This is a genomic window from Paenibacillus nitricinens (genome assembly GCF_052056485.1).
GTDB lineage: Bacteria > Bacillota > Bacilli > Paenibacillales > Paenibacillaceae > Paenibacillus_AQ > Paenibacillus_AQ nitricinens.
The window spans coordinates 4,147,616-4,173,585 of the sequence record NZ_CP183948.1; the positions used below are offsets into that span (position 1 = coordinate 4,147,616).

Here is a 25,970-nt window from a genome sequence, read left to right on the forward strand (position 1 = left end):
ATGCAGTTTCTCCCTTCATGCTACTCTAACCTCTGCAAGCGATCCACGATCTCCGCGAACCGAAGTTTATATTGCTCAGGCAGCATCCCATTCTCCGGCAGTCTGCGCAGTTCTTCTAAATATTTGGTACGACTCTCATGCTTCACTAATAAACCAAGTTTTTCTTCATAATTTTCTAGGACTTGCTCCGCCCGTTTAATATGTTCATAAACGGCTTGGCGGCTGATTTCAAATTCAGCGGCAATCTCTCCCAAGGAAAAATCGTCGTGAAAATAATATTTAAGAAACGTTTGCTGCTTATCTGTAAGCAGTCGTTCATAAAAGGCAAAAAGCAGATTGATACGATTCGTTTTCTCGAGCCTATTCTCCTGACTCATTAAGGGCACTCCCTTCGTCAAGGAAAAACACTTTACACCTTCACAACGTCCCTTATGATACCTAAAAGAAAGAGAGATGTCAAGCATTTTTGCTTGTCATCTCTTTCTTTATTAAAAATCCCTTTTTCACGCAATAAATTCGCTTGAAATTATTGGATCGGCAGTACATAAATCAATACGGCGAAGAAGTGTGTGACACTACCCGCAAGGACAAATACATGCCAAATCGCATGATGGTATGGAAACCCTCTCCATACATAAAAAACAGTACCTAATGTATAGAGTATACCTCCAGCCATCAGCAGGATCATTCCTCCGTCAGCTACAACAGCCGAAAGAGGGTTCCAAGCGATTACAATCAGCCAGCCCATTGCAATGTAGAATATGGTTGACATGAACAGAAACTTTTTAACAAAAAATGCCTTGAAGAAAACGCCGAACACTGCGATTCCCCAAATAACGCCGAACAAACTCCATCCAAGCGTTCCCCGAATGGCGACTAACAAAAAGGGGGTATACGTGCCAGCAATAAACAGATAAATAGCGGAATGATCGAAAAATTCGAACAAATCCTTCGCCTTACCCTCTTTGAGACTATGCACTAGTGTTGAATTCAGATACAGAAGCAGCATTGTCGTTCCATAGATGGAGAAGCTGACCACATGCCATGTCGTTCCTTTCAGACTTGCAAAAACAACAAGCAGAACAAGTGCAGCCACGCTTAATACCGTTCCAATCCCGTGCGTAATCGCATTCGCGACTTCTTCTCTCCGGCTGTAGGTGTGAGTATTTGCCATATCCATATCCTTCCGTCTAAGCTTTCTTTCTATTATACCACGCGTATCCTACTTGGTTACAGTTTGTAAATCTCCGTATACTTCGCTTCTAAATAATCAGCTAAATAATCTGGACTCAGTGGTTCTCCCGTTACTTGCTCAATAATTTGTGAAGGCGTTAAGCTATTGCCGAAACGATAGATCTTATCGGTTAGCCACTCTTTAATAGGTAGTAGGTTCCCTGCAGCAATTAACTCATCAAACTCCGGTAACTCTTTGCGAAGTGTATTCAGAATTTGTGCAGCGTACATATTACCTAAGGAGTAGGAAGCAAAGTATCCGAAATCCCCGCCAGACCAATGGACATCTTGCAGCACACCAAGAGCGTTAGAAGGCGGAGTAATACCCAAATACTCTTGATACTTAGCATTCCATACCTGAGGCAAATCTTTTACAGAAAGACCCTCATTAAAAATAAGCTTCTCGATCTCATAACGCACGATAATGTGCAGATTGTATGTAAGCTCATCTGCTTCGATCCGGATAAAGGAATTTTCCACGCTGTTGATCGCCCGGTAGAAATCTTCCAACTCCACATTTGCAAGCTGCTCCGGGAATTGTTGTTGAAGATCCCCATAATAACGTTGCCAGAAAGCCCGGCTGCGTCCGATCATGTTCTCCCATAGTCTCGACTGAGATTCATGAATCCCCATCGATGCACCTTGTGCCAGTGGTGTTCCAACAAAACCCTTGCTGATATTTTGCTCATAAAGCGCATGTCCGCCTTCATGCAGTGAACTGAATATGGCACTAGTCACATTATCAAGCAGGTAGGCGGTCGTAATACGAACGTCGCCTGGATTCAATCCTGTAGCAAAAGGATGCACACTCTCATCTAAACGACCCGCGTCAAAATCGTAGCCCATTTGCTCTAAAATAAAGTTGCCGAACTTTTCCTGCTGTTCTTTAGGGAAGATCTGCTGCAAGAAACTTGTGTCCGGTTTATTCGGCGAAGCAGCGATAGCTTCTACCAATGGAACCAAGCGGCTGCGCAGACGGCTGAATACTTCATCTACTTTCTCTACTGTTAGATCAGGCTCGTACATATCCAAAAGCGTATCGTAGCGCGTTCCCTTTACACCCCAGTAGTCGATAAACTCTTGCTTTAGAGCAACGATCTTGCTTAAGTAAGGCTCAAAAGTGACAAAATCATCGTTCTCCTTGGCTTCTTCCCAAATGGTTTGAGAATGCGCGGATAGGACAGCGTACTCCTCAAATCTTTTGGAAGGGATGCTCTTGCTGCGCTCATATTCTTTACGGCAATCGGTAACAATTTTCTGCTGATCATGAGTTAGCTGGCTAATCACTTCAGGACGGGTAAAAAATGCTGTAAATTCTCCCATTTCCTCCGAAATACCAAGTCTAAACAGTTCTCCACTTAGCATCCCTATCGTACCCGAACGAACCTCTACGCCCTTACGCGGCGCACCGGTGCGCAAATCCCAGTGAAGTAATTCTATGGCCTCTGAATATCCACTTATTTTTGATAATAACTCGCTAAATTTTTCCCACTGTTCCTTCACTTGCTGTTCCATTTTATTACACCTGCTTTCTCTGTTTTGCCGACTCCTCTTGATGATACTTTTTTGAATGAGTATAATCAACTTCAGAGATTACATCTCTAATTTAAAATATTCAATGGGTTACATAAGAAGCAAGACTTGCTTCGCACAAAATTTGAAGGAGCGTGAAGCGGCTATGATGATTCAGGTTACACCTCTCGCAGAAAGGAAGTTGAAGGAAAGGCTTGAAGATCGGCCAGGATTTTTCAAGCTCTTTTATGATACGGAAGGCTGCGGGTGTGACGGAATTAATGTATTACTAATTGTTTCAGAAATGGAGGACGGCGATTCCAGGATGGAAAGTGATTCCCTTCCCTTTATCGTAAGCCGCCAGCAGGAAATCTTTTATGAGGACAAGATGCGTCTGGATGCCGAGGAAAGATTCTCTTCCTTTAAGCTAGACAGTGATTCACAGATTTACGGAAAAAATATCCTGGTCAGAGATATGCGTAATGTAAGTACATTTTAGTGATTATAGGGAGGAAAAACAGCCATGAGCCATGTATCCGATATTATTAGCTTTAATAAGAGTTTTGTAGAGAATAAAGAGTATGAAGCGTATTTAACTAGTCGCTATCCAGATAAAAAAATGTTGATTATCACCTGTATGGATACCCGTCTGGTTGAACTATTACCAAAAGCAATGAACTTTAAGAACGGTGATGTCAAAATCATCAAAAATGCCGGAGCGGTTATTTCGCAGCCCTTTGGTAGTGTTATGCGTAGTGTCATGGTTGCTTTATATGAACTTGACGCGGAGGAAGTTATCGTTGTTGGGCACTATGAATGCGGTATGGCTTCCCTCAACGCCGACCATATGATCAATTCCATTAAAGAACGTGGAGTATCCGAAGAGGTGCTGAACACGCTGGAGAATTCCGGGATCAAGCTAACCAAATGGCTACGCGGGTTTGACAATATCCAAGAAGGGGTAGCTCAAACTGTGAGTCTGATCAATAAGCATCCATTACTCCCCCCAAATGTACCTGTGCATGGCATGATCATCGATCCGGCTACCGGAGCGCTTGAACTTGTCGTTGATGGGTATAAATAATTTAAGTAACAACCTACTAACTGCTAATTGCGTGGATCCTGGATCCACGCTTTTTTTGTGAATAAAAAAGTATAGATTATTACAAGCATAAACTTTCTTATATTTTAAATAAAAATTGAAACCTAGTAGGACTAGCTGCGTAATACTGAACATGCACACAAATTTTATACTCACAGGAGGGTTTTCGTACTAAATGAAACCAATGAAACGCGTAATGATGATTGTAATGGCCTTCACACTTTTTTTCGCCGTAGCTACCCCGAACTTTGTGGATGCGAAGCGAGGTGGTGGCGGATTTAAATCCGGCACTCGTAGTTATTCAACAACTCCAAAAAAATCAACAACCGATAACGTAAGGAAAAGCGATAGCACTAAAAGCTCCACAGCAGGATCTACTGCAAATACGAAACGGGGATTCTTCAGCGGTGGCGGCTTAATGAAAGGTATGATGATCGGTGGTTTGGCAGGGTTACTGTTCGGCGGAATGTTCGCCGGTATGGGTGCCTTCGGTAACATTCTAGGATTCGTCATTAATATGCTTGCTATCTATGTGCTCGTAATGCTCGTGATGTCCTTCTTCCGTCGCAGAAAAGAACGTCGTCGCTTAGAAGATCAAGGTGGGCGTTACTAATGTCAACAATGGTTCTAAGCATGGATGAGATCATCAATGCCCTATGTCTACACATGGCTGAACGTAAAGCGGTTCGCCCTGAAGATGTTCAAGTAGAACTGAGCTGGGAAGAAGACACCGGATACTCTGCTGAGGTTTGGGTACAGGGACGTAGTCAATATTTAGTTGAGTCCAACATGATCGAGGCGATCCTACGTTACATGCTTAGCGAATATGGCATTCGTGCATACCGCGAAGATGTAAGGCTAGACTTGGACGAGGAAATCACCGCTATTGTAACTACAGGGAACTAATAGTAAAAGGGACAACCCAAATGGTTGTCCTTTTTTTTGTATGCATCTATTCATAGAAAAATTGCTTTACCGTTCCTACTCCGTCCGTCACATCAACTTCTGCGTACGCACCGTTAATCAGCGTAATTTGCGGTGGGATATGACCACAATCGATATCATACACAATAGGTACCTGGAGTTCCTCAGAAAGCTCTGCGTAGATGTCTTCGGCCGTGTAGTTCTCTACGGGGCGATTAGCAGGACTTCTGCCAAACATAATGCCAGAACAATTCTCAAACCAACCTGCCAGCTTCATCTGAACTAATGACCTACGTACATCAACCGTATTCAGTTCGCAGTTTTCCAAATACCATAGGATCGGTTCATTGTTAATCATTTGTTCTTGAAAATGCCGCAGATTCCCAAATGGTGTGCCAATCAGATGCCTAATTACATCTATGCAGCCCCCAAGCAAACGCCCTTTCATAGTTACAGGACCAGAGGATACTGTCTTCCAACGGGTATCTTCTGTCAAGTGAAATACATAAGGCGTAGGAGCATCATGTTGCCATTCCCCCTGGTATTTAAGTGAAGAATGCTGGACGATAGAATCCCCTGCTTTTGTGTCTAGAACCGCTTCCCACATGGCTGTGGTATCATCTGAATACTCTCCTCTTAAATCAACGAGGTTAGTCCCGTGGGCTGTGGCAATCCCTGTCCTTAACGTTACTGCAAGCAACAGTACGCTAATATCTGAATAGCCTAAGATCCACTTGTCCTTCATAGTATCAAAATCAATATATTCAAGAACCTCAATTAACAGTTCTCCGCCCCAAGGCGGAATAAGGATATCAATATGCTCACTGCCCATCATCTCGTTAAACTCCTGAGCACGAACTTTGGCTGGTGCGGATTTAGCTTTCTCTTGCGTCCATACGGTATCCCCACAAATCATATTTAATCCTTTAGACTCCAAACGGCTTGAGACCAACTTAATTAACTCTGCGTTTTGAGGACCAACTCCAGATGAAGGTGCTGTTACCCCTACTGTCGCATTTTTCTTCATAATCGGATATCTAATCATATGACACCTCCAGGTTATACAGCAATTATATCAAGAGTAAACTTTATGTATACAAAAAAGAACATGGCTAGATTTCAGCACATGTTCTTTTTCAAGATAATCTAGAGTAAAGAAATGGCAAGCAGTTCGAACAACACAAGCGGCAAAATCACATTATTATTAGGAGGACCTGGGTAAGGACCTGGGCCTGGGTGTGGACCTGGGTAAGGACCAGGACCCGGATGCGGATGATAAGGCTGGTATGGATTATAATAACCGCGTGGCATTTGGCCATTCACCGCAACGTTCAAATATAAATGTTTATTATCTACTCCAGCTAGGGTGCCTTCATGCACTAAGCCATCTAAAGTCTGTATACTCACCTGATGGTTAAGATAGGGCCTGCAGGATTGATGCAAGGAATCACGAACACCGTGCAGGTGCCGGATCACCGCAGGATCGGCCTGATAAATCACATTATTTTGCTGTCCAGTGTTATATGTCGACATGGATGCTCTGACCTCCGTAAATGGATTTGCTCCATTCTATGCAGAAGCCTATATCACGGTGCTTATTTGAGAGATATCCTTATACTGGAAGGGCTACCTTCTCAACTTTCACATTTACCGAAACAAGGGACAAGCCCATCATATTCTCCACAGCATTACGTACATTTTTTTGCAGCATATAGCAGACCTCTTGAATCACACATCCGTAATTAACAATAACCCGCAGGTCGATGGCAACGTCTACTTCCTTCACTTCTACAGATAACCCTTTTTTCACATTTTTACCGCCCAAACGTTTGGCCCAGTTGTCCGAAATATTACTTCCTGACATCCCAGCAATACCTGGCGTTTCCAGAACCACCTGTCCAACGATCGATGTGACTACATCATCTGAGATATGAATTAATCCTTGCTCCGTTCCTTCATTCATATAAACAACCTCCATATTTGTTAATTTAAGAGATATTAAAGACTCTCCTCTACCTTTACTTCTACCTCTGACTCTGCCCTGTGGTTCTTAACAAACAAATTATACACTTTGGTCAAGAGGATTTTCACAATCATATACAATGGAATAATCAGCAATATCGCAATAATCCCGCCTATATCTCCACCAACCAACACTAAAATGATCGTTGTCAGCGGATGAATATCAAGCTTTTTCCCAAAAATGTAGGGAGCAATCAGATTATCCTGAATTTGCTGAGCTACAAGAACGATGATGATGGACCACACGGCTATGGACGGCGATTGGATGAATCCGATAATAAAAATTGGGATGCTGGAGAGAATTGCACCAATGAAAGGTATAAAATTCATTACAACAGCAATTACTGTCAGCAACAATGCATACTGTAGTCCAATAATAAGGAAACCAATATACATCAAAACACCAAGCGCCAGATTGACTAATACCCGACCAACAATGAATCCACTTAACGCACTGTCAATTTCACTCATCATTGTAGTTCCTTCTCCACGATACTTCTTTGGAAAGAAACTTACAATCTTACGACCAAATTTCCCACCTTCCTTAAGCATGTAAAACAACATAATAGGAAAGGTAAATAAAATAATCGCGAAATTTGAAACAAAGGAGAATAGACCCGTTACGTAATTCGAAATCAGATTAAATCCTTTATTCAAATATTCAGTCAATTGGGAAGCAAGATCCATATCTGCTGGGATAATAGAAGCCAAAAATCCACTGTCCTCGAGCCTCAATAACTGCTGATTCACGGCTGCGATCAGATTTGGCATATTATCGACAAAATTAACTAGCTGTGTTCGAAGTGAAGGCCATACTCCAATACTAAAACCGAACAAGAGCAATGCAATGACCACATATACAATGATGATCGCAACAGAGCGATTTAGTTTATATCGCTCCAAAGTATTGATTAGAGGCCGGAGTAAATAATAGAAAAATCCTGCCAACATTAAGGGCACGATAATAACATTGAACAAAGACAAGATTGGACTGAAAATAAAATTAACTTGTGAGCCTAGAAATACGATGCCTAACACCAAAAGGATCGCTATACAAACTCGAATGAATGTGTTCAGTTTAGCCATAGTTCTCTCCTATCTTCTATTTTCGGGAGGCTTTCATCTCGCTATTTGGGAATACGGATGGTGAATACCGTTGGTTCCTTCTTTTCGCGACTGAGATGAAGCGTGCCACCCATTTTCTCTGTATTTTTCATAGCAATGGATAAACCAAGACCCGTTCCACCTGTAGTTGACCGCGCTTTATCTCCACGAACAAACGGATCAAAAAGCGTTGACCAAAGCTCTTCAGGAATACCTACTCCGGTATCTGCAATTTCAATTGCAACCTCACTCTCCGAAGGGATAACCTCCACACGTAGATGAGTACCTGGCGGATTATAGGTCAAAGCATTGGAGATCAAATTATGAACTACACTCGAGAGCAGCTCCGCATCGAAGCTTGCGAATACTTCCTGTTCAGGAACATTCAGCTGCAGGATGAAGTTCTTTTGTTCAATCTCACCATAGGAGTCTGCAACGATTTCACGAATAAACTCACCCAATTCATGACGCTCCATTCGTAGTAAAAAATCTGGGGAATCTATTTTAAGCAGCTCCACCATATTTTGAATCAGCTTGGTCACTTGCGAGGATTTATTATAGATATAGGTTAAATACCTTTTCTGGCGTTCTTCATCCTCCCCACGACCTTCCACCAACGCCTGTGCAAACCCCTGTATACTCGTAATGGGTGTCTTCAGATCATGAGAAAGATCAACCATCATGCGTTTCTTACTTTCTTCCGCTTGACGTTTTTCTTTCGTTGTCTTCTCAATGACGTCAGCCATATAATTAAAAGTCTCCCCTATTTGCGAAAATTCTTTCTCTGCATATAGCGAGATACGAGTATCATAATTTCCTTCAATCATCTGCTTCAAACCAAGCGTAATAATACGCAGCGGCTTCCTGATTCTTCGTGCCACCCAATAGCTGTACACGATAATAAGCAAGAGAACCATTCCAACTCCTAAAAAAACATAATATGAGAGCGAGTGGTTGAAGTATTCAACTAATGGATCACTGTTAATTGAAATGTCGATAACTTCTCTAGGGATCTTCAAAAGCAGCCACTCTGATTCATTCTCATTATTACGTGTAGTCAACGAGTAGAAGTACGCCTGATCTTCTCCGTTTTCCAGATTATTCAAGAGCTGGTTGTCGGTATATTGTGTTACATCGTCTTTCTTCTCACCAACTACGTCGATGACCTTCTTGTCTTGACCCAAGATCTCAATCCACCCACCGCTACGCAGAAGCCGTTTGGTTTCTATACCATGCTCCAGATTATCTCGATAGGCACTCGCTTCAACCTTCAAATCAGGATCAGCGATTTTATTTTTTTCGAACATATGGGTCACATCAAGATTAATGAACAAATAATAAACAATCACAAGAAAAAACAAAATGCAGATGAATAACAAAAAATCCAGCGTCAGCGATGATTGTAAAGGTCGTTGATCTCTATTGCTCCATAGGCGCTTCAATTTTGTATCCCAGCCCTCTAATAGTCTTTAAATAAACCGGCTTTTTGGAATCTTCCTCGATCTTTTCCCGGATATTACTGATATGTACCATGATACTATTATCTTCGTACACATAGAAATCTTCCCATACCGCCTCATATATTTTTTTTCGTGTAAAGACCCGGCCCGGTTGTTTCATCATTAATTCCAGAATTTTGTACTCAGTAGAGGTAAGAACGACGGGTTCTCCTGAACGATAGATCAGACACTGGCTTTGATCCAGCCTCAATTCTCCCAACACAATCTGTTCAGCTGCCTTTTCTTCAATTATCTGTGCGTCAAAATGATGTACCCGCCGCAGTAAAGCTCCCGCACGAGCTACAATTTCCAATGGATTAAACGGTTTGGAAATATAATCGTCGGCACCGAGTTCAAGTCCCAGTATTTTGTCGTAATGCTCGCTTTTTGCAGATAAAAACAACACCGGGAAATGATGAGACTCACGAATCTTCTTCAATAATTGCAGTCCATCTAGACCAGGCATCATAATATCAAGAATCGCTAAATCAATTTTATGGTTCTGTACTTGCTTTAACGCTTCAGTCCCACTGTTCGCTTCCACAATGTTGTACTCTTTCTCTAAATATAATCTCAACAATTCCACAATTTCTGCTTCATCATCTGCGATTAGAATTGTATACATAGTAATCACCCCATCTAACTATAATCTTCGATTATTAAACCCACCTAAACGCAATCTAAAGAATAGCTAAATTATTACATCCATCAAATTCTTATATTTAAATAAAAATCGCACACAGGAACCCGTCCCATGTACGATCGTATAATTCCAGAAATCTGAACGCCTGCTGGCAAATATAAACGCCCTCAGAGTCCTATTAAAAAGCAACACCAATTCCACCTTCACCCGCATAGGTTCCCATTACAGGTCCCATACTTGAGAGTAAAACTTCTTTGAACGGGTGCTTTTGTAAGATGCGTTCTTTAATCTCAAGCGCAAGCTTCTCACAGTTACTGTGTACTATAGCGATAACAGCCTTTTCGTAGTCATGCTGCTTCTCATCCAAATGTGCAAGCAGTCGGTTTAATGCCTTTGGAAGACCCCGGGTCTTCTCCACTACCTCAACAGTACCCTCTTCGCTGATTTTGAGCAGTAGTTTGATATTTAACACGGAAGCAACCGCTCCAGATATCCGGCTTAAACGTCCGCCCTTCATCACATTCTCAAGTGTGTCCAGTGTAAAATATGCTTGAACTTCATCCATTTGCTGAAGCACCTTGACCTTCAGTTCCTGCAGACTTGAACAAGTCTGTGACCACTTCGCCGCAAGACCCACGATCAGCGATAACCCGCCAGAAAAGGTCTTGGAATCTATAACCTCTATCGCATTGGTGTGTCCTTCTTCTTGGTACATTTCCATAGCGATCATAGCCGTCTGATAAGTGCTACTAATATTAGAGGACATACAAATGACCATAATGTCAGTACCTTCCTCTACTTGCCTGAATGTCTCAAGGAATTGGTTTGGACTGGGACTTGCTGTAGTAGGTAGCTCCTTGGATTCACTCATTTTAGCATAAAAGATTTTCGTATCCGTATCCGCAGGCATTAACTCATGCCCAAAATGAACCGGTAGATGGACCACGGAAACATTATACTTCTCCATGTAGTCAAGGGGTAGGTCAGAACCGCTGTCTGTTATGATCTTGATTGCCATAATATAAGTACTCTCCTTTCAATATCAGTACTATTATAGCTATCGGCAAATGAAATCTCCAGTAACCAATATAACTTGAAAAATCCTTCGATTTGTGCTTATGTCTTTCTTCCTTAACTTGTCCTAATATGATATGGTTTATGAATAAGCGTATAGAAATGGAGTGTATGTATGAGTAAGGGAAGAGTATGGAACAGAGGCAAGCATGATGGAACAGGACTATCGAGGAAAAAAACCGCAGATCAAGAAGTAACGGCGTCTACCGAAACAGAAACCACTGAAGCTTTAAATGAACCGTCAAATGACAGAATTGATACAGTTAAACCGATGAATCGTTCGAACTGGGTAACTCGTCCAGCACGGGTCATCAATAAAAATTCTAAAGACAAACATTAACTTTGACAAAAAGGGTTTCAGAACTTGTCCCTGAGTTCTGAAACCCTTTTTTTATATGTTCTTAAACGTAGGTAGTTTACATATTTACATCCGGACGCTTATACAAGACGAGTATGGCTGCTGCTATAAGGATCATGCCCATAAATGCGGGTGCGGCATGGCCTAGTGATACATAAATCTGACCTCCAATGATAGGCCCAATCATTCTTGCTAAAGCCTGAATAGACTGGCTACCTCCTTGAATCCTACCTTGTTCACTAGAATCGACAGACTTGGAAAGCATCCCGTTAAATGAAGGCCCAAAGATCGAATCCCCAAAGCCAAATATAAACATTCCAGCGATTAAAAGAGGATAGAATGAGAGCAAAGCAGATAAAGCAATAAAACTGTAACCGATAATTTCCGAAGCCATTCCAAGAATTGCTATATGTTTATCACTAAGTTTCTTCAAAAGCTTTGGCATGATCAAACCTTGTGAAATGATGTCTTGGAGACCCATAATCGAAAACATAACTCCGATTAGTGCAGGCTTCCAGCTGAAAGTATCTATCGTAAATTGAGAAAATACTGCCTGTAAAGATCCGTTAGGAATCCAGAGTAAAAAAGCTGAGACAAGCAGCCTATTTAAGTTTTTCGTAGAAAGTAAGTTGGCAAGCTGTGAAAATGGATTCAGTCTTACAAAGGTAATCTCCTTCAGTCTATTCTTCTCGGCAAGGCTCTCTGGCATAAAAAAGAATCCATAAACAACATTCAATAAAGTTATGATTGCTCCAAAATACAAAGGAACAGAATAACCAAACTTAGCAAGTAATCCGCCTATCGTTGGGCCAATGACGGTGCCTACACCTACAACTGCACTCACCCATCCGAAGTATTTGGTTCTCTGTTCTGCAGGAATGATGTCTGCAAAATATGCGAAGATCGTGCTTATGCTCCCGCCTGTTATACCTTCGATTATGCGCCCAGCAAATAGTACCCATAGAGCCCCTCCTATACCAAAAACCAAGTACCCGATGGCGGAACCCAACAGGCATACTAAGAGTAATGGACGCCTGCCATATTTGTCGCTCAAAGCTCCAAGTACGGGGGCTGCAAAAAATACACAGACTGCATAAACCGAGGTCAGCATCGTAACAACTATTGCTTGTTCTCCCGGACTGCTTGTATATGGCTGCACTAAGAAAGGGATGACAGGCATTATGATACTAAAGCCAATTCCGCAAAGAAACACAGAGATAAGACCGAATATTAATGCGTGCTTATCTACGGATTGTCCTGTGTTCTGTTCATTGTGTGATTTAAATATGGACATTTATGTTCACTCCTTAAAGTTGCATTTTGATTCCTAGGAAACATGTTTATCGTATCGCCATTTTGTTTCCTTGTCAACAAAATGATCACAATAAAAATACAGCCGTTCTCCATAGAGCCCGACTGCATCTGGTTCATTTTCATTATTCAAATTTTATTCCGATTTCATATCTTTACCCTGTTTTTTTATTTCCGCATCCAAATGACTACTATATTTTTCCACGAAACTAAGCATACTATCAAATTGTTCCTCGGTTAACTGCTCAAAGACGGCCTTATCCCGCTCTTGAAACTCTTTGTGAAGGTTCTCATGGATTTTATAAATTACTTTTCCTTGCTCAGTAAGCCTAAAATAGATTTCTTTTTTGTTATCCGACTTCTGGTAGCTTTCGATCAGGCCTTTTTCTATGAGTTTCTTAGTTAATTTACTTATGGCACCGCGCGTCATAAAAAAGGACTCCGCAAGTTTTGTTACGTTGGAATCCACATTTTTTTCAATGTATTCAATACAATGTACTTCAGAAGATGTATAACCCTTAAGACTGGCTTCCATCTTATCTTTGTTAAGCCAGACCATCTTATTATATAGGTCCCTGACACCCGTTAGGATCTGATCTTCTTTGTTCATGACCTGTCCTCCCACCCGCTCTTGCATTAACAATATTATATCACATTATTTTTTGTTTCTATTTCAACAATATTTAAAATCATTAATTCAGGAATTGAGCGGACAGCAAATAGGGTTTCGAAACGAAATCATTCGTTTCAAAACCCTATTGCTCTATAGTCTGAAGCTACTTACAAAAGCAGCCTTTGCTAATCCTAACATTATGCACGAGTGGAGAGAATGAATTTCTCTAGTGCTGCTGTATCCGTAATCCTATGATTACATGCTTGGCTCTCAATGCAAATATATTGGCCAATGGAAGAGTAATCATCCGGCGAAGATTTCGCAAGCTTGGTCTTGACCGTAAAAAAGGCGAGCTGTTGCTGCCGATTACAGAACAGGCAATACCCCTTCTTGTTCATTGGTGTCATTCTACCTTCAATACCGATAAACTGCCCTTCGAACGGATATACAATAAATAATTTATTGGTAGCAATATCTATCCAGCTCAAATATGTCATATATCGAAAGTCGATGGCTGATAAATCAGGTACCTTCAGCTTTTTATTCTTAGGGAACAACTTCTGAATCTGTTTCGGTGTAATCTGCGGAAAAGGTTCTAAATAAGGCTCTAATCCACTAAGATACTTCTGAAAATCGTATGCAGTCTCAAAGGCTGATATTTGTTGCAGCAACTGCTGCTGACTATCACTTAGTGTTGAAAAAGCTTCTACAACATTCAACGATGAACGATATCTTACCGTCTCCAAGACTCTTCGATCCGCTACAGTTCGCAGTGTTTTTAGAAGAAAGTCTGTTTGTTTTTTAATAAAATTATATTGATGGTTTCTAATAAATGGTGTATTCATTGCTCTTCAGCCCCTTATTTGTTATGAAAATTTCATAAGGTGCAAAGCCCATTATTAGAAACGATAATATTTAGTTTGGGCGATCATCCATCCTATCGCACCTCACGCAAAGTATCGCCCTAATTTAGGCTTTGCGTGAGGAACTTCTAGCTAATGGGCAAACCAGCATTAGCACAGTACCACCTCCGATTACATTCACGAAAAAAGTATAACAGGAATGTTTGCCATCGGCTAGACCATGTTGCCAACCTCTGCTTCATCTCTGGAAGGTGCTTCACCAATGAGCTGCTTCAAAAGTTTCTTCATCATGACTGAAGCTTTCACTTTGGTGTGTAGACACGGCGAAAGCTCAATTTCGTAGTTGCCTTGCTTAATGGTTTCTTTCAATTCCTCAACCGTTGAGCAGTTAATATTCAACCGATTCAGAACACTACCATATTGCAGACATTGATGACTATCACTACCGGCAATCACCGGTACACCAAGCTTTTCAGCAAAAGGTGTGATCAGGTTCTTGTAAGTCTCTGCCCCCTGCATGTAAATATCCTTTGCATTGAAATCAAAAGCATCTAATCTCCGAAGCAGCTCTGGATCCAGTTGATGTAAGGGCGTAGAGGTTCGGAAGGGATGAGCTCCGATTTTCCAAAGCTTATGTTCGTCAGCCATGTCCAGCAGATCCTTGAAAGAAATAAAATCCCCCTCCTTCGTATGCTCATCCAGTAAAGCGCGAACGGCTAGAACATTCTCCTTAAGTCCGATCAACAGGATATGACCTGTCTCCGCGATATCCACCTCCATACCCGGAAACAGTTTAAGTCCGTTTACATCATAATAATGTCCGTTATAAGGATACGTCTGGTCCAGCGTCTCATACATCGCAAAGAAATTAGAAGTGTTAAAGTGCTCGGTCAAAGCTACTGCCTGTAATCCGTTCGCTTTCGCCTCAAACATCATTTCTGCAAAGTATTCAGGGGAAAAGGTTGATTTCTTAGATAATTTACCGTGGGTATGCAAATCAATATTCATGTCTAATTCGTCTCCTTTGAGCTTATGAGTGATGTCAATACACCAGTTTAGGGTAGAGGTAACCGATCCAAAAAAGCAAAATAATATAAACGGTGGATCCGGATAAAAAGTACCAGTCGGACCGCTTCATTTTTAAATAAGATAGCTTAATCTTCTTCACTTTCTTATTGTTAAGACCGTAGCTAAATCCCCGAGTCTCAAGCGCCTCGATCGTGGTCCGGGAACGTTTAGCGGTATTTAGCATGAGTGGATAAAAAGCCAGGATCACAATGCGCAAATAATATGTTGCTGTTCTCCAATACAACAAACCATGTTGCAGCGGTCTTTGCCCTCTCAGTCTGAAGGATAACAAAATCTGATGGAATTCCTCCAGTAACGTAGGTAAAATACGATAACCATAAGATAAGCTGAAAGCAAATGTATCTGGAATCCCTAAGGATAGCAGGCCGTCACTAAGTCTTTCCGGATCGAGACTGGAGAACACCGTAATACTAGCTAGTGATATTACTGAGAGCTTAAGTGTCAGCGTCAACATAGGCAGCAACGATTCAATTCCTCCGCCGAAAAAGAGAGACAGGATGAACATCCACCCAATTTGGCTGATTAATCCCAGACACAATATAAAAATAATATACGGGCTGACCCGGGAGAGGACAGTCGTTAAGACCATAAGCACGAACATCCCTAACAAAACCGTACGGTTATGTACAAACCAAGGCACAATGGCAAAGAATAAATACCAAAGTAGCAGCGTTCGCGGGTCGAGCCTTCCCAGAAATGTACTGCTACTGTTATAAGCAGTCCCTAAGAGCTCCAGTTTAATTTGTTCAACAGATATACGGTCAAGTGCCCGTTTAACAGCTTCCATGGATTGTAGCCACCTCCTTTTTCACTTCCACTAGACTTACGAATTCCTCTAAGCTGCTGCAAATTTTGGGCAGACCGAGCATACGGCTCAGCTCCATCAATTGCGTCTGAGCCAGACCCGCCCTCCGTAATAGAAGTCCGTCAGCGAAGATTTCATCTTTCGTTCCGTCAGCAATAATCCTGCCTTGGTGCATAACGATAATCCTGGTCGCCCACTCAGACACAAGCTGCATATCGTGAGTCGCGATCACCACTGTCTCAACATGACTGCGAAGCGTTTCCAGCACATGAACCATTTCCTGTTTGGTCGAAATATCCAAATTGGCCGTTGGTTCATCGAGCAGCATGACGGCAGGACGAACAGCTGCACCAATGGCTAGCGATACCCGGCGCTGCTGACCCCCACTCAGAAGTCGAGCGTCACGTTCTGCTAATTCATGGAGCCGGAATGCTTTTAGCATTTCTTCTACTCTCTCTTCTGCGTCTGGTAGCTTCCGCGCCTTCAAATAATAAGCAATTTCTTTGCGTACAGAATCCTCAATGAACATTTCCTCTGGGTTCTGAAATACGTATGCTACGGTACCGGAGAGACGCTCGGGTGGCAGACCGTTCACGGTCATCCCTTTCACATTTACGGTTCCAGCTGTAGGTCTGACAATTCCAGCAATCAGCTTCATTAAAGAAGATTTTCCCGCCCCGTTGTTGCCAATAAGAGCAATAGACTCACCCTGCCGCAGTTCCAGCTGAACACCATTCAAGACAGGATGCATCGTCTTATGAATGGTACGGTATGAGAGGTATACATTCTCCATCTGAACGACACTCTTCACTTCCCGATTTACAGTAAGGGACTGCTCCTTCATATAGTCAGATGGATCATTTCTCTGGATCCTATCCTGCCGCAATATCATGTGGGCATTCCCTTCTTCAGCGCTCAAGGGAAGGAATTGGGTTAGCGGCGCATCAGATTGCAAGAGCCAAGCTGCCCGAGTCACATCCGGGGGATAAATGCCCAGCTCCAGCAGTTCTTTTACAGATGATAAAGCTTCGTGCACCGGCTTCTGCCAGCACATTCTCCCCTTATCCATCAGGACGACATTCTTACAATAGTCGGCAATAAATTCCGCATGATGTTCGATCACTACAATGGTCTTCCCATGCTCCTCATTCAAACGGCGCAGAATATCATAGATATGGCGGGCATGCTGCGGATCCAGCTGAGCTACCGGTTCATCAATGACTAGAATTTCTGGATCCATCGCTAGTGCTCCGGCTAAAGCGAGCAAATGTTTTTGCCCGCCACTCAATTGCCAGATGAATTCATTTCTTAAATCGCTAAGTCCGGTTAGTGCCAGTGCCCGCTCTCCCCGCTCCCTATAATCGGCAAATCCATAATTAAGTGGCGTAAACGACACATCATCTAGGACCGTCGGACGCACTAATTGATTCTCAAAATCCTGATAAACATACCCGATATGCCTGGAAAGCTCAGCTACACTTTTCCCATCCGCCGGTTGTCCACAGATCGTCGCCTCTCCAGTGAAGTCCCCTGTGTAATAATGAGGAATCAAGCCATTAAAGCATTTACACAGCGTGGATTTTCCCGAACCATTACTACCTATAATGGCAATGAAATCTCCTTCTTCTAGCCGCAAAGATACATCTTGCAGTACAGGTTGTTCGGCTCCCGGATAAGTAAAGGTGACTCCATTCAGTTCGAGTATTGATTTACGCATCTACTTGACCCGCTTCCTGTCTTTTACGTACTGATCGCCGAATCAGGGATATAATTGCTGTTGCTGCAACAATTGCCGCTACCAGCATACTTAGCCAGATTAAGCTCTCTTCATTCGACTCTGCCCAAGCAAACTCAAAGTCACCAAAGTTCCATCCGGATTCTGAGAGCAATTCTGATCCAAGCGCAACCATGACCAGAATCGTTCCAAAAATAACTAGCTTAGGAGATAGCCAAGCCCCTGTAGCATATTTCATGTTCCGTTCACGCGGCTTCATACCAAGCAAAGGTTCGATTTTCCCATATAAACGTGGGACCAGATACATAGTAGGAATTAGAGCGAACAAGATACCGGAGAAGAGTACGTCGTTCAAAAAGCCAACTCCCTCGATTACAACGATACTCTCTGCCAGACCTTTAACAGCTTCAAGTTCTTCTACACCCACCCATACTTTCACTATATCCACAACAGAGCTGAAGAACTGGTGAATCGCTACGCCAGTAATCGCTGCTACTCCAACCTGTCTACGATTCTTCGGATCAGATACCATACGGCCAGCGGTATACATCGCTAGTGAGAAGGTGATGAATTTCTCCAATTCGCCCAGCCCGCCAAATTGACCTAACATCAGTTCCCCAAAGATCACTTCACCCACAGCTGCCCCAATGGCCGCATACAGTGGATGAAACAGCATACATAAGGTCAAAGGAATGAATGCGAAATATTCAATCGATAATTCAATGGGGCCTAGTTTGATCCCAGGCACAAGCTCCGTAAACATATTGGACAAACCGTAAAGCGACATCGACAGTACAAAAATCATCATTTTTTGTGACTGAGTCAACGTGTAGCGCGTTTTTATCGTACTCATGAATATTTGACCTCCCTACAAGAATTTATCTTCATTATAAGAAGGTCATGTCAGCACAACTTTTACCAATTGTTAAATGGGAGTAATATTTTTTTCAGTATTTTTAACGTTGTAAAAATATTTACAACATCTTCATACGTTATATTCTATTTAACACTTCATATTAGGAGGAATGAGAGATTGTATAAAGATTGGAATCGCCGCGCCTTCTCACCAAATCAACGAATAATTGCTGACTTTATTCAGAAAAATGAGCAACGTGTAGTCTATATGACGGAACAGGAAATGGCAGATGAACTTCAATTAAGCATTGCCTCCGTCTCGCGGTTCTGGAAAGCGGCTGGATTCAAACATGCCAAAGATTTCAAAAACCGGCTCCGTTTCCGCTTTGAATCCACCCCTTCCATAAAAATGCGTGATGCCATGCAAAGATCGGATGATCGTTCACTTCCTCAAGTGCTGCTGGACAATTGCTTACATCATCTGCAAGAGACACGCCGCTATTTGAGCGACGAGGCGCTGCAGCGTGCAGTAGTAGCACTATCTGCAGCACGCATTGTATATGTATATAGCCCAGGCCCTTGTGCTGGACTAGCCGAGCTGATGATTTATCGAATGGCGCGTTTTGGACTACAGATGAAAAAAATGGCCCCCAGCGGACACGAACTGCTAGAGTCCTTAATGCATGCTGATCAAAAAGATGTATTGCTTGTCTTTGGATTCGTTCAACTGTTACCTGAAATCGAAGTGATTCTGGACCAAGCACGTGAAGCTAATTACCAGGTCATCCTGATCACCGATAGACTCGTGTATCCACGATCCCAAGATGCAGATATTGTACTGTATGCCGGAAGAGGTGAGGTTTGGGAGTTTCACTCCATGGTCGGTCCCACGTATATTATCGAGAATCTGATTCTTGGGGTAGGTTTAGCAAATAGAGATAGTAGTCTAAGCAAATTAGACAAATTACAGCAGCTAAGAGCACAGTATGGAGGGAAGCTTCCGAGGAATTGAGTTCTTAATAAAAAACAATTTTTAAAGCGAAATTTAGTCAATTGCATAAAATAATCATACGCTTTCAAAATAACATAATGCTAATATAATAACGATAAATCCAAAGAAATTAGTGAATTCATGAACGCACAGTTAAATATGACTCCCTCATTATTCTAACAATAGGAGGTGAACGGACGTTACCAGTATAAACTTAATGAGGGTTTACATAAATAAAATTCATGAGGTGGTTTTTGGTGATTTTACGCAAGTGGTCGATTACATTTGTAGCATTCTTACTGATTTTCACATGGACCGGACAACTTTCGAACAAAGCACATGCTGCGAGCGGATTTTATGTAAGCGGTACCAAATTAATGGATGCTACAGGACAACCATTTGTTATGCGAGGAGTCAATCATGCGCACACATGGTATAAGGATCAATTGTCTACCGCAATACCAGCCATTGCTAAAACTGGTGCCAACACGGTACGCATTGTATTAGCGAATGGATACAAATGGACGATTGATGATGTGAATGCCATCAAAAATATCATCAGCCTCTGTGAACAAAATAAACTAATTGCCGTTTTGGAAGTACATGACGCAACAGGAAGCGATAGTCTATCCGATTTGGACAACGCCGTTAATTACTGGATCAGTATTAAAGACGCACTGATTGGCAAAGAAGACCGTGTACTCATAAATATAGCTAACGAGTGGTACGGAACATGGGATGGAGTAGCCTGGGCTAATGGTTATAAGCAAGCTATTCCTAAATTACGAAACGCCGGTCTAAATCATACGCTGATTGTTGATTCTGCTGGCTGGGGACAATATCCAGATTCGGTCAAAAATTATGGGACGGAAGTACTGAATGCGGATCCGTTAAAAAATACATTGTTCTCTGTCCATATGTATGAATATGCTGGGGGCAATGCAAATACCGTCAAATCCAATATTGACGGTGTGCTGAACAAGAATCTTGCGCTGATTATCGGCGAATTTGGCGGACAGCATACAAACGGTGATGTGGATGAAGCCACCATTATGAGCTATTCCCAAGAGAAAGGAGTCGGCTGGTTGGCTTGGTCCTGGAAGGGCAATAGCAGTGATTTGGCTTATCTTGATATGACGAATGATTGGACAGACAACTCCCTCACCTCGTTCGGCAATACCGTTGTGAATGGCAGTAACGGCATAAAAGCAACTTCTGTGTTGTCCGGCATTTTCGGAGGTGTAACTCCAACCTCAAGCCCTACTTCTACACCTACACCTACACCTACACCTACACCTACACCTACTCCTACTCCTACTCCTACTCCTACTCCTACACCAAGCCCGAGTCCGGGAAATAACGGGGCGATCTTATATGATTTTGAGTCGGGAACTCAAGGTTGGTCGGGAAACAATATTTCGGGAGGACCATGGGTCACCAATGAATGGAAAGCTACGGGAGCGCAAACTCTCAAAGCCGATGTCTCCTTACAATCCAATTCCACGCATAGCCTATATATAACCTCAAATCAAAACCTGTCCGGAAAAAGCAGTCTGAAAGTAACGGTTAAGCATGCGAACTGGGGAAATATTGGCAACGGAATCTATGCGAAACTATACTTGAAGACCGGGTCCGGGTGGACATGGTATGATTCTGGAGAGAATCTGATTCAATCAAACGTCGGTACCACTTTGACACTATCCCTCAGCGACATTTCGAATTTGTCCGCAGTCAAAGAAATTGGGGTGGAATTCCGCGCCTCCTCGAACAGTAGTGGCCAATCCGCTATTTATCTAGATAGTGTGAGTCTGCAATAATTTATTAAAACTGTTAAATAACAAAAAAGATAAACTACGAGGGGCCGTACCTTACGGCTCCTTTATTACTGTCAACCACAGGATTCGGGTCAATTAATAGGCGACCTCGGAAGCCATGAATAATTTACCTCCTTTTACAAACACTACGAAACAAAAGGAGGCTGATGTTTCATGTGTCAACGTTTTTCGCTAGCGGCCGAACTGCAGGAAATTAGGGATCATTTTGAAATTAACCGAGTGATGTACTACTATAAAGACCGCTATAATATTAGTCCCACGCAGGATATGCCGGTAGTTTTACAACAGGATGGTGAGCGAATTCTAGATGAGTTCCGCTGGGGATTCGTTCCTTATTGGGGAAAAGATGCGATCAATGCGGATCTCCGTAACGTGCATCAGAATCCAACCTACCGCAAGATGGTGGACAAGCATCGTTGTATTATCCCGTGCAATGGGTTTTATTATTGGAAAAAGGAAGGCAAGAAGACTTATCCAGTTCGGGTAGTCATGAATAATCGCAGTATGTTCGGAGTGGCTGGTCTATACGAAATTTGGCGGGATACGCGCGGGGAGCCTCTTCGTACCTGTTCTCTGGTCATGACTGATGCCAATCCACTGATTATCGAATTTGAGAGCCGGATGCCGGCGATTTTGTCCCCACAGGATATCACTCGATGGCTTGATGAGGAGACAAATGATCTGGAAGCACTGAATCCGATTCTGCGGCCTTATTCAGCAGATGAAATGCAGGTGTACCCAGTTACCCCAATGATTAACGACAACAGGAATGACTCGGCCGATTGTATCCGGGAAATGGATCTGAAGGGCTCCTGGGTAAAACCTTGAGATACTAGTAGAATTGGATTAGAATACCTTAATAATGAAGCAGCGGTGCTAGGGCGGGAAACTAAAGCCTTAACATACCGCTGCTTTTATTGTTACCGCTGAATATTGAAAGCAAGTTGCTGCTCGGATCTCTATTCTTCTACTGTCTACTTGACGGAGAGTTCGGCTTCATATTGTTCAAGCTTTTCAAAAACACCATCCACCCATTCTTGGTCATCCCATATTTGTGGATTGTCAAAGTTTCTTTCCGCAGGGTGACCCGTTGTGAAAGTATCTACACCATCTTTGTAGCCAAAGTACAAATCAACAATTTCCAATGACTTATTTGAAGATTGAACTAACAGTGTGCAAGTCAATCCAGACCCTTCGTTTGAAAAAGGTAAGCTCAGATAGTAAAGATTCTTATCAATTTTATTAATCACTTCTTCTTTAAACTCATTATCGAGACCGAAATTCACACTACTGGCACCGTTCAATGCCTGCTTTTGTGTTAATTCCAACATTTTATCTGTGAATTTAAGAAGATTTGCACTCGAGATGTAATTCTCAAAGGATACAGTTTCTTGTTTTGCAACAGCTCCGGTATAAAGATTAACGAAGGCTTTTCCAAAGGTCACAATAGAATCATAATCTTCTTCATTGTTCTGACCTTCTTTTATAGAAAATTTACGATTAGCCAATTCACTTAAGCTTCCTGCTGCTAATTTCTCTGACGGTTCAACAGATGCTTCTATCTTCGATATAGCTGTATTTGGATTGTCTTTTATTACGGTAGGGTTTAAAACAAATAACATCAATACTACAATTCCTAACGTGAATATTCTCATAAAACCACCTTTTTCAACCCGTTCTTTGTTTCTTTTTGAAATATTACTGGTGCTCTGTCGTTGTCCATTAACGCCCCTCCTTTATTTAGTATTGCATGAGTTCTTTTCCGCTTTTCTAATTCCATAATATACTAGATCAAGTTTCTATATGGGGTAAAATCGAAGTGTGAACAGTAAAAAGCCCATTAGCGCAATATGTGCTAATGGGCCATGCCGCTTTTATATCATCCAAGCATAGCAGCTTGTCGTTTGTATTGATCCTCCAGTACTAAACAAGCCATAGCCTCTACCACAGGTACGATTCTCGGACAAATACAAGGATCATGTCTGCCTTCGGTGCGTATCTCTTGCTCTTCCCCTTTAATGTTAGTCGTTTGCTGTGGCACAGAGATGGACGACGTCGGTTTTACACTGATCCGAAATACGATTTCTTGTCCGGTGCTAATCCCCCCGATGATTCCTCCGGAATGATTAGTAAGAAAGCCATCGCTATTCCTCGCGTCATTATGCTCACTACCCAGCATCGTTGCCGCTTCAAAGCCAGCTCCAAATTCTATCCCTTTAACAGCACCAATGGACAGCATAGCTTTCGCCAGTTCTGCATCCAATTTATCAAAGACCGGCTCTCCAAGACCCGGAATCACGCCACGAATACGGCATTCCACAATACCTCCACAGCTATCTCCAATCTCGGCTAACCCCTCAATCTTTTTAATCATCTTCTCAGCTGCAATAGGATCACAAGCGCGGACAGCATTTTGTTCAATCATTCCCTCATCGAAGGATTCACACTTTATGCCTCCGATTTCTTGCGTGTATGCTACTACCTGTACACCTCTTCTCTCTAACAACTTACGAGCTATCGCACCTCCAGCCACTCTTGCCGCAGTTTCTCTACCAGAAGCACGTCCGCTTCCACGATGATCCCGAATCCCGTATTTCTCTAAATAAGTAAAGTCGGCATGGCCCGGACGAAAAGCGTCCTGAATCTCGCTGTACGCTTCTGGTCTCATATCGTGGTTTTGAAGAACTACAAAAAGCGGCGTACCTGTTGTTTTTCCCTCAAATACTCCTGATTGTATGTGGACAACATCATATTCTTTACGAGGAGTAGTTACTGAAGATTGGCCCGGTTTTCTCCGATCCATCTGTTTCTGTATATACGCTTCGTTAATCTCGACACCAGGTGTTACACCATCCACTATGACACCTACCGACACACCATGTGACTCACCGAAGGTTGTAATTTTGAACACTTCACCGAATGTATTTCCTGCCATTATATATGCACTCCTTAGTTAGTATTGGACCTGTACGCCTAACGCTGACAAACGGTCAAAATAATCTGGACAGGTCTTGGAGACACAACCAGGGTCGATAATCTGAATATTCTCAATCTTCAAGCCAATTAAAGAAAGCGCCATAGCCATCCGATGATCGTCATGAGAATTTAGTAAAGCTGGGATTGGCTGACCCGGATATACCGTTAGACCATCCTCAAACTCTTCCACACGTATTCCGAGCTTACTTATTTCCTCGCATATCGCAGCTATCCGATCACATTCATGATGTCTGATATGTGCGGCATCCTTTAGAGTGATTGGACCATCTGCAAAAATAGCCATAGCAGCCATGGTTAGTGTTTGATCCGACCACTTCTTCATACTCACTGTGAATCCACCCTTAAGCCGTGGGACACCTTGTACTTCAACAAAATTCTCCCCACGAAGAACGGTACAGCCCATTAACTCCAGAACGTCTAAAAATTCGATATCAGGTTGACTTGTATGGCTTGCATTGATTCCTTCAATTCGAACACGGCCTGCCGTAAGCGCCGCAACAGCCCAAAAGTAACAGCATGTGGATACATCAGGCTCTAAAGTGATCGTATGACCGTGATACTTTCCTGTAGGAACCGTTATCGATTGACCATCCTGAGATGCTTCTGGTGTTACACCAAAGGAGGCCATCATGGCAAGGGTCATCTCGACATAATCTCTTTGCACAACTTCTCCATCTATATACACGGTCACCTGGTCCTTGGCATACGGCGCCGCGAGCAGCAATCCACTAATAAATTGACTTGAAGTGGAGCCGGGCAGCGTAGCCCTTCCTCCTTGCAGACCTTTTGCCTCTAATGTAAAAGGTAAACAGCGCTCTACTTGTTTATACTCAAATTGTGCACCAAGGGTCGTTAATGCGTCGAGTAATGGAGCGAGTGGACGCTCACAGAGTCGTTTACTTCCATTCATTGTCCAAGTACCCGTCCCTGCCGCGAGTGCAGCGGGTAAGAATCTTGCAACCGTACCTGCCGCTCCTACATATAGCTCACCAGTCGGATTCGGCCAGTTGCCGCCACATCCCTCCACAACAGCTGTCTCTCCTTCTATCATAACGGGAATCCCCAGTTTCATTAACGAATCAATACACCAGTAAGAATCATCACTTTTTAATATACCCTTTATTTCTGAACGTCCTTCAGCCAAAGCAGCGATTACCAAGGCCCGATTTGTCAGACTTTTGCTTCCTGATATGGTTATCGTCCCATTGATTTCCGCTTTCGCTGGGCTAATCTTCACTATGTGTTTATCGCTATTCGTTGACCATGGAGAACGTGCTTCTAAGTCCGGTTGATTGGATTCCATTTCATCCACCCCTTTGAATTATTCCTCTAGCCTGATTATAATGAATGAGATGCAATAAATGAAATTGGATTTTTACCATAATGATATAGAGGTGATCTATAC

Annotated in this window: 28 protein-coding genes; 8 read left to right on the forward strand and 20 right to left on the reverse strand. The window is 42.5% G+C overall.

All coding sequences use genetic code 11. The annotated features are described in order from the left end of the window. Window positions 1–20 precede the first annotated feature (20 nt). The 3 genes from ylxM to ACN6KS_RS18400 all read right to left on the reverse strand — a co-directional run bounded on the left by ylxM (window position 21) and on the right by ACN6KS_RS18400 (window position 2,748). Window positions 21–377, reverse strand: coding sequence for a YlxM family DNA-binding protein (gene ylxM / locus ACN6KS_RS18390; RefSeq protein WP_036688609.1), 357 nt, complete (start codon window positions 375–377; stop codon window positions 21–23). A 149-nt stretch (window positions 378–526) separates the two neighbouring features. Next, window positions 527–1,174, reverse strand: a complete 648-nt coding sequence (gene trhA, locus ACN6KS_RS18395; protein WP_042189474.1) for a PAQR family membrane homeostasis protein TrhA — start codon at window positions 1,172–1,174, stop codon at window positions 527–529. 56 nt (window positions 1,175–1,230) lie between these two features. After that, a complete protein-coding gene (locus ACN6KS_RS18400) occupies window positions 1,231–2,748 on the reverse strand; it encodes a carboxypeptidase M32 (protein WP_440960203.1) in 1,518 nt (505 codons plus the stop codon). A 163-nt stretch (window positions 2,749–2,911) separates the two neighbouring features. Between ACN6KS_RS18400 and ACN6KS_RS18405 the strand changes: the two genes are divergently transcribed. The 4 genes from ACN6KS_RS18405 (at window position 2,912) to ACN6KS_RS18420 (ending at window position 4,753) form a co-directional block, all read left to right on the forward strand. Further along, window positions 2,912–3,244, forward strand: a complete 333-nt coding sequence (locus ACN6KS_RS18405; RefSeq protein ID WP_094869582.1) for an iron-sulfur cluster biosynthesis family protein — start codon at window positions 2,912–2,914, stop codon at window positions 3,242–3,244. Between the two features lie 24 nt (window positions 3,245–3,268). Next, entirely contained in the window at window positions 3,269–3,829 is a 561-nt protein-coding gene (locus tag ACN6KS_RS18410; RefSeq protein WP_094869581.1) for a beta-class carbonic anhydrase, read from the forward strand. A gap of 202 nt (window positions 3,830–4,031) precedes the next feature. Further along, window positions 4,032–4,460 carry a membrane protein gene (locus ACN6KS_RS18415; RefSeq protein WP_042194151.1) on the forward strand — a complete coding sequence of 143 codons (429 nt, stop codon included), beginning with the start codon at window positions 4,032–4,034 and terminating at the stop codon, window positions 4,458–4,460. 8 nt (window positions 4,461–4,468) lie between these two features. Beyond that, on the forward strand, window positions 4,469–4,753 hold the full coding sequence (locus ACN6KS_RS18420; protein WP_094869623.1) for a YxcD family protein: 285 nt from the start codon (window positions 4,469–4,471) through the stop codon (window positions 4,751–4,753). 46 nt (window positions 4,754–4,799) lie between these two features. Here ACN6KS_RS18420 and ACN6KS_RS18425 read toward each other — a convergent pair whose 3' ends face one another. The 7 genes from ACN6KS_RS18425 to ACN6KS_RS18455 form a co-directional block, all read right to left on the reverse strand. Then, window positions 4,800–5,816, reverse strand: coding sequence for a S66 family peptidase (locus tag ACN6KS_RS18425; RefSeq protein WP_440960204.1), 1,017 nt, complete (start codon window positions 5,814–5,816; stop codon window positions 4,800–4,802). A 101-nt stretch (window positions 5,817–5,917) separates the two neighbouring features. Next, window positions 5,918–6,304, reverse strand: coding sequence for a hypothetical protein (locus ACN6KS_RS18430; RefSeq protein ID WP_094869579.1), 387 nt, complete (start codon window positions 6,302–6,304; stop codon window positions 5,918–5,920). A 79-nt stretch (window positions 6,305–6,383) separates the two neighbouring features. Further along, on the reverse strand, window positions 6,384–6,734 hold the full coding sequence (locus ACN6KS_RS18435) for an Asp23/Gls24 family envelope stress response protein (protein WP_042129003.1): 351 nt from the start codon (window positions 6,732–6,734) through the stop codon (window positions 6,384–6,386). Between the two features lie 35 nt (window positions 6,735–6,769). Further along, window positions 6,770–7,879: an AI-2E family transporter gene (locus ACN6KS_RS18440; RefSeq protein ID WP_440960205.1), complete on the reverse strand. Its 1,110-nt coding sequence runs from the start codon at window positions 7,877–7,879 to the stop codon at window positions 6,770–6,772. A gap of 41 nt (window positions 7,880–7,920) precedes the next feature. Continuing rightward, on the reverse strand, window positions 7,921–9,339 hold the full coding sequence (locus ACN6KS_RS18445) for a sensor histidine kinase (protein WP_094869577.1): 1,419 nt from the start codon (window positions 9,337–9,339) through the stop codon (window positions 7,921–7,923). Continuing rightward, window positions 9,317–10,021 carry a response regulator transcription factor gene (locus tag ACN6KS_RS18450; protein ID WP_341135169.1) on the reverse strand — a complete coding sequence of 235 codons (705 nt, stop codon included), beginning with the start codon at window positions 10,019–10,021 and terminating at the stop codon, window positions 9,317–9,319. Before ACN6KS_RS18450 ends, ACN6KS_RS18445 begins: the two co-directional genes overlap by 23 nt. A 196-nt stretch (window positions 10,022–10,217) precedes the next feature. Further along, window positions 10,218–11,057, reverse strand: coding sequence for a DegV family protein (locus ACN6KS_RS18455; protein WP_094869575.1), 840 nt, complete (start codon window positions 11,055–11,057; stop codon window positions 10,218–10,220). A gap of 171 nt (window positions 11,058–11,228) precedes the next feature. Here ACN6KS_RS18455 and ACN6KS_RS18460 point away from each other — a divergent pair, with 171 nt between their 5' ends. Next, window positions 11,229–11,453: a hypothetical protein gene (locus ACN6KS_RS18460; protein ID WP_280786418.1), complete on the forward strand. Its 225-nt coding sequence runs from the start codon at window positions 11,229–11,231 to the stop codon at window positions 11,451–11,453. Between the two features lie 76 nt (window positions 11,454–11,529). Here the strand turns inward: ACN6KS_RS18460 and ACN6KS_RS18465 are convergent, their stop codons facing one another. From ACN6KS_RS18465 to ACN6KS_RS18495, 7 genes are all read right to left on the reverse strand, one after another. Next, window positions 11,530–12,765 (reverse strand): MFS transporter, encoded by a 1,236-nt coding sequence (locus tag ACN6KS_RS18465; protein ID WP_440960206.1) that lies wholly within the window; start codon window positions 12,763–12,765, stop codon window positions 11,530–11,532. Between the two features lie 153 nt (window positions 12,766–12,918). Continuing rightward, window positions 12,919–13,392: a MarR family transcriptional regulator gene (locus ACN6KS_RS18470; RefSeq protein ID WP_440960207.1), complete on the reverse strand. Its 474-nt coding sequence runs from the start codon at window positions 13,390–13,392 to the stop codon at window positions 12,919–12,921. A 200-nt stretch (window positions 13,393–13,592) separates the two neighbouring features. Further along, window positions 13,593–14,240 (reverse strand): FusB/FusC family EF-G-binding protein, encoded by a 648-nt coding sequence (locus ACN6KS_RS18475; RefSeq protein WP_440960208.1) that lies wholly within the window; start codon window positions 14,238–14,240, stop codon window positions 13,593–13,595. 231 nt (window positions 14,241–14,471) lie between these two features. Continuing rightward, complete coding sequence (locus tag ACN6KS_RS18480; RefSeq protein ID WP_440960209.1) at window positions 14,472–15,266, reverse strand: PHP domain-containing protein; 795 nt, start codon at window positions 15,264–15,266, stop codon at window positions 14,472–14,474. A gap of 34 nt (window positions 15,267–15,300) precedes the next feature. Continuing rightward, a complete protein-coding gene (locus tag ACN6KS_RS18485) occupies window positions 15,301–16,134 on the reverse strand; it encodes an energy-coupling factor transporter transmembrane component T family protein (protein WP_094869569.1) in 834 nt (277 codons plus the stop codon). Next, the gene (locus ACN6KS_RS18490) at window positions 16,121–17,869 is read right to left on the reverse strand and encodes an ABC transporter ATP-binding protein (protein WP_440960210.1); all 1,749 of its coding nucleotides are present in this window, start codon (window positions 17,867–17,869) and stop codon (window positions 16,121–16,123) included. The genes ACN6KS_RS18485 and ACN6KS_RS18490 overlap by 14 nt, the downstream gene beginning before the upstream one ends. After that, the gene (locus tag ACN6KS_RS18495) at window positions 17,862–18,740 is read right to left on the reverse strand and encodes a cell division protein FtsQ (protein ID WP_094869567.1); all 879 of its coding nucleotides are present in this window, start codon (window positions 18,738–18,740) and stop codon (window positions 17,862–17,864) included. The genes ACN6KS_RS18490 and ACN6KS_RS18495 overlap by 8 nt, the downstream gene beginning before the upstream one ends. Before the next feature lie 180 nt (window positions 18,741–18,920). Between ACN6KS_RS18495 and ACN6KS_RS18500 the strand changes: the two genes are divergently transcribed. The 3 genes from ACN6KS_RS18500 (at window position 18,921) to ACN6KS_RS18510 (ending at window position 22,396) form a co-directional block, all read left to right on the forward strand. Beyond that, complete coding sequence (locus ACN6KS_RS18500; RefSeq protein ID WP_094869566.1) at window positions 18,921–19,754, forward strand: MurR/RpiR family transcriptional regulator; 834 nt, start codon at window positions 18,921–18,923, stop codon at window positions 19,752–19,754. 236 nt (window positions 19,755–19,990) lie between these two features. After that, a complete protein-coding gene (locus ACN6KS_RS18505) occupies window positions 19,991–21,550 on the forward strand; it encodes a glycoside hydrolase family 5 protein (RefSeq protein WP_440960211.1) in 1,560 nt (519 codons plus the stop codon). A gap of 171 nt (window positions 21,551–21,721) precedes the next feature. Next, window positions 21,722–22,396: an SOS response-associated peptidase gene (locus ACN6KS_RS18510; protein WP_440960212.1), complete on the forward strand. Its 675-nt coding sequence runs from the start codon at window positions 21,722–21,724 to the stop codon at window positions 22,394–22,396. A 146-nt stretch (window positions 22,397–22,542) separates the two neighbouring features. Here the strand turns inward: ACN6KS_RS18510 and ACN6KS_RS18515 are convergent, their stop codons facing one another. The 3 genes from ACN6KS_RS18515 to aroA form a co-directional block, all read right to left on the reverse strand. Continuing rightward, window positions 22,543–23,223, reverse strand: coding sequence for a hypothetical protein (locus tag ACN6KS_RS18515; protein ID WP_440960213.1), 681 nt, complete (start codon window positions 23,221–23,223; stop codon window positions 22,543–22,545). A 224-nt stretch (window positions 23,224–23,447) separates the two neighbouring features. Beyond that, window positions 23,448–24,503, reverse strand: a complete 1,056-nt coding sequence (gene aroC / locus ACN6KS_RS18520) for a chorismate synthase (RefSeq protein ID WP_094869562.1) — start codon at window positions 24,501–24,503, stop codon at window positions 23,448–23,450. Between the two features lie 18 nt (window positions 24,504–24,521). Then, on the reverse strand, window positions 24,522–25,868 hold the full coding sequence (gene aroA / locus ACN6KS_RS18525) for a 3-phosphoshikimate 1-carboxyvinyltransferase (protein WP_094878834.1): 1,347 nt from the start codon (window positions 25,866–25,868) through the stop codon (window positions 24,522–24,524). Window positions 25,869–25,970 lie beyond the last annotated feature (102 nt).

Coding starts and splice junctions, on each gene's coding strand:
- trhA (WP_042189474.1), bottom strand. CDS start 1,174: ATGGCAAATACTCACACCTACAGCCGGAGAGAAGAAGTCGCGAATGCG.
- ACN6KS_RS18510 (WP_440960212.1), top strand. CDS start 21,722: ATGTGTCAACGTTTTTCGCTAGCGGCCGAACTGCAGGAAATTAGGGAT.
- ACN6KS_RS18450 (WP_341135169.1), bottom strand. CDS start 10,021: ATGTATACAATTCTAATCGCAGATGATGAAGCAGAAATTGTGGAATTG.
- ACN6KS_RS18480 (WP_440960209.1), bottom strand. CDS start 15,266: ATGAATATTGATTTGCATACCCACGGTAAATTATCTAAGAAATCAACC.
- ACN6KS_RS18490 (WP_440960210.1), bottom strand. CDS start 17,869: ATGCGTAAATCAATACTCGAACTGAATGGAGTCACCTTTACTTATCCG.
- aroA (WP_094878834.1), bottom strand. CDS start 25,868: ATGGAATCCAATCAACCGGACTTAGAAGCACGTTCTCCATGGTCAACG.
- ACN6KS_RS18440 (WP_440960205.1), bottom strand. CDS start 7,879: ATGGCTAAACTGAACACATTCATTCGAGTTTGTATAGCGATCCTTTTG.
- ACN6KS_RS18475 (WP_440960208.1), bottom strand. CDS start 14,240: ATGAATACACCATTTATTAGAAACCATCAATATAATTTTATTAAAAAA.
- ACN6KS_RS18425 (WP_440960204.1), bottom strand. CDS start 5,816: ATGATTAGATATCCGATTATGAAGAAAAATGCGACAGTAGGGGTAACA.
- ACN6KS_RS18415 (WP_042194151.1), top strand. CDS start 4,032: ATGAAACGCGTAATGATGATTGTAATGGCCTTCACACTTTTTTTCGCC.
- ACN6KS_RS18470 (WP_440960207.1), bottom strand. CDS start 13,392: ATGAACAAAGAAGATCAGATCCTAACGGGTGTCAGGGACCTATATAAT.
- ACN6KS_RS18405 (WP_094869582.1), top strand. CDS start 2,912: ATGATGATTCAGGTTACACCTCTCGCAGAAAGGAAGTTGAAGGAAAGG.
- ACN6KS_RS18400 (WP_440960203.1), bottom strand. CDS start 2,748: ATGGAACAGCAAGTGAAGGAACAGTGGGAAAAATTTAGCGAGTTATTA.
- aroC (WP_094869562.1), bottom strand. CDS start 24,503: ATGGCAGGAAATACATTCGGTGAAGTGTTCAAAATTACAACCTTCGGT.
- ACN6KS_RS18515 (WP_440960213.1), bottom strand. CDS start 23,223: ATGAGAATATTCACGTTAGGAATTGTAGTATTGATGTTATTTGTTTTA.
- ACN6KS_RS18420 (WP_094869623.1), top strand. CDS start 4,469: ATGGTTCTAAGCATGGATGAGATCATCAATGCCCTATGTCTACACATG.
- ylxM (WP_036688609.1), bottom strand. CDS start 377: ATGAGTCAGGAGAATAGGCTCGAGAAAACGAATCGTATCAATCTGCTT.
- ACN6KS_RS18455 (WP_094869575.1), bottom strand. CDS start 11,057: ATGGCAATCAAGATCATAACAGACAGCGGTTCTGACCTACCCCTTGAC.
- ACN6KS_RS18435 (WP_042129003.1), bottom strand. CDS start 6,734: ATGAATGAAGGAACGGAGCAAGGATTAATTCATATCTCAGATGATGTA.
- ACN6KS_RS18430 (WP_094869579.1), bottom strand. CDS start 6,304: ATGTCGACATATAACACTGGACAGCAAAATAATGTGATTTATCAGGCC.
- ACN6KS_RS18485 (WP_094869569.1), bottom strand. CDS start 16,134: ATGGAAGCTGTTAAACGGGCACTTGACCGTATATCTGTTGAACAAATT.
- ACN6KS_RS18495 (WP_094869567.1), bottom strand. CDS start 18,740: ATGAGTACGATAAAAACGCGCTACACGTTGACTCAGTCACAAAAAATG.
- ACN6KS_RS18460 (WP_280786418.1), top strand. CDS start 11,229: ATGAGTAAGGGAAGAGTATGGAACAGAGGCAAGCATGATGGAACAGGA.
- ACN6KS_RS18465 (WP_440960206.1), bottom strand. CDS start 12,765: ATGTCCATATTTAAATCACACAATGAACAGAACACAGGACAATCCGTA.
- ACN6KS_RS18410 (WP_094869581.1), top strand. CDS start 3,269: ATGAGCCATGTATCCGATATTATTAGCTTTAATAAGAGTTTTGTAGAG.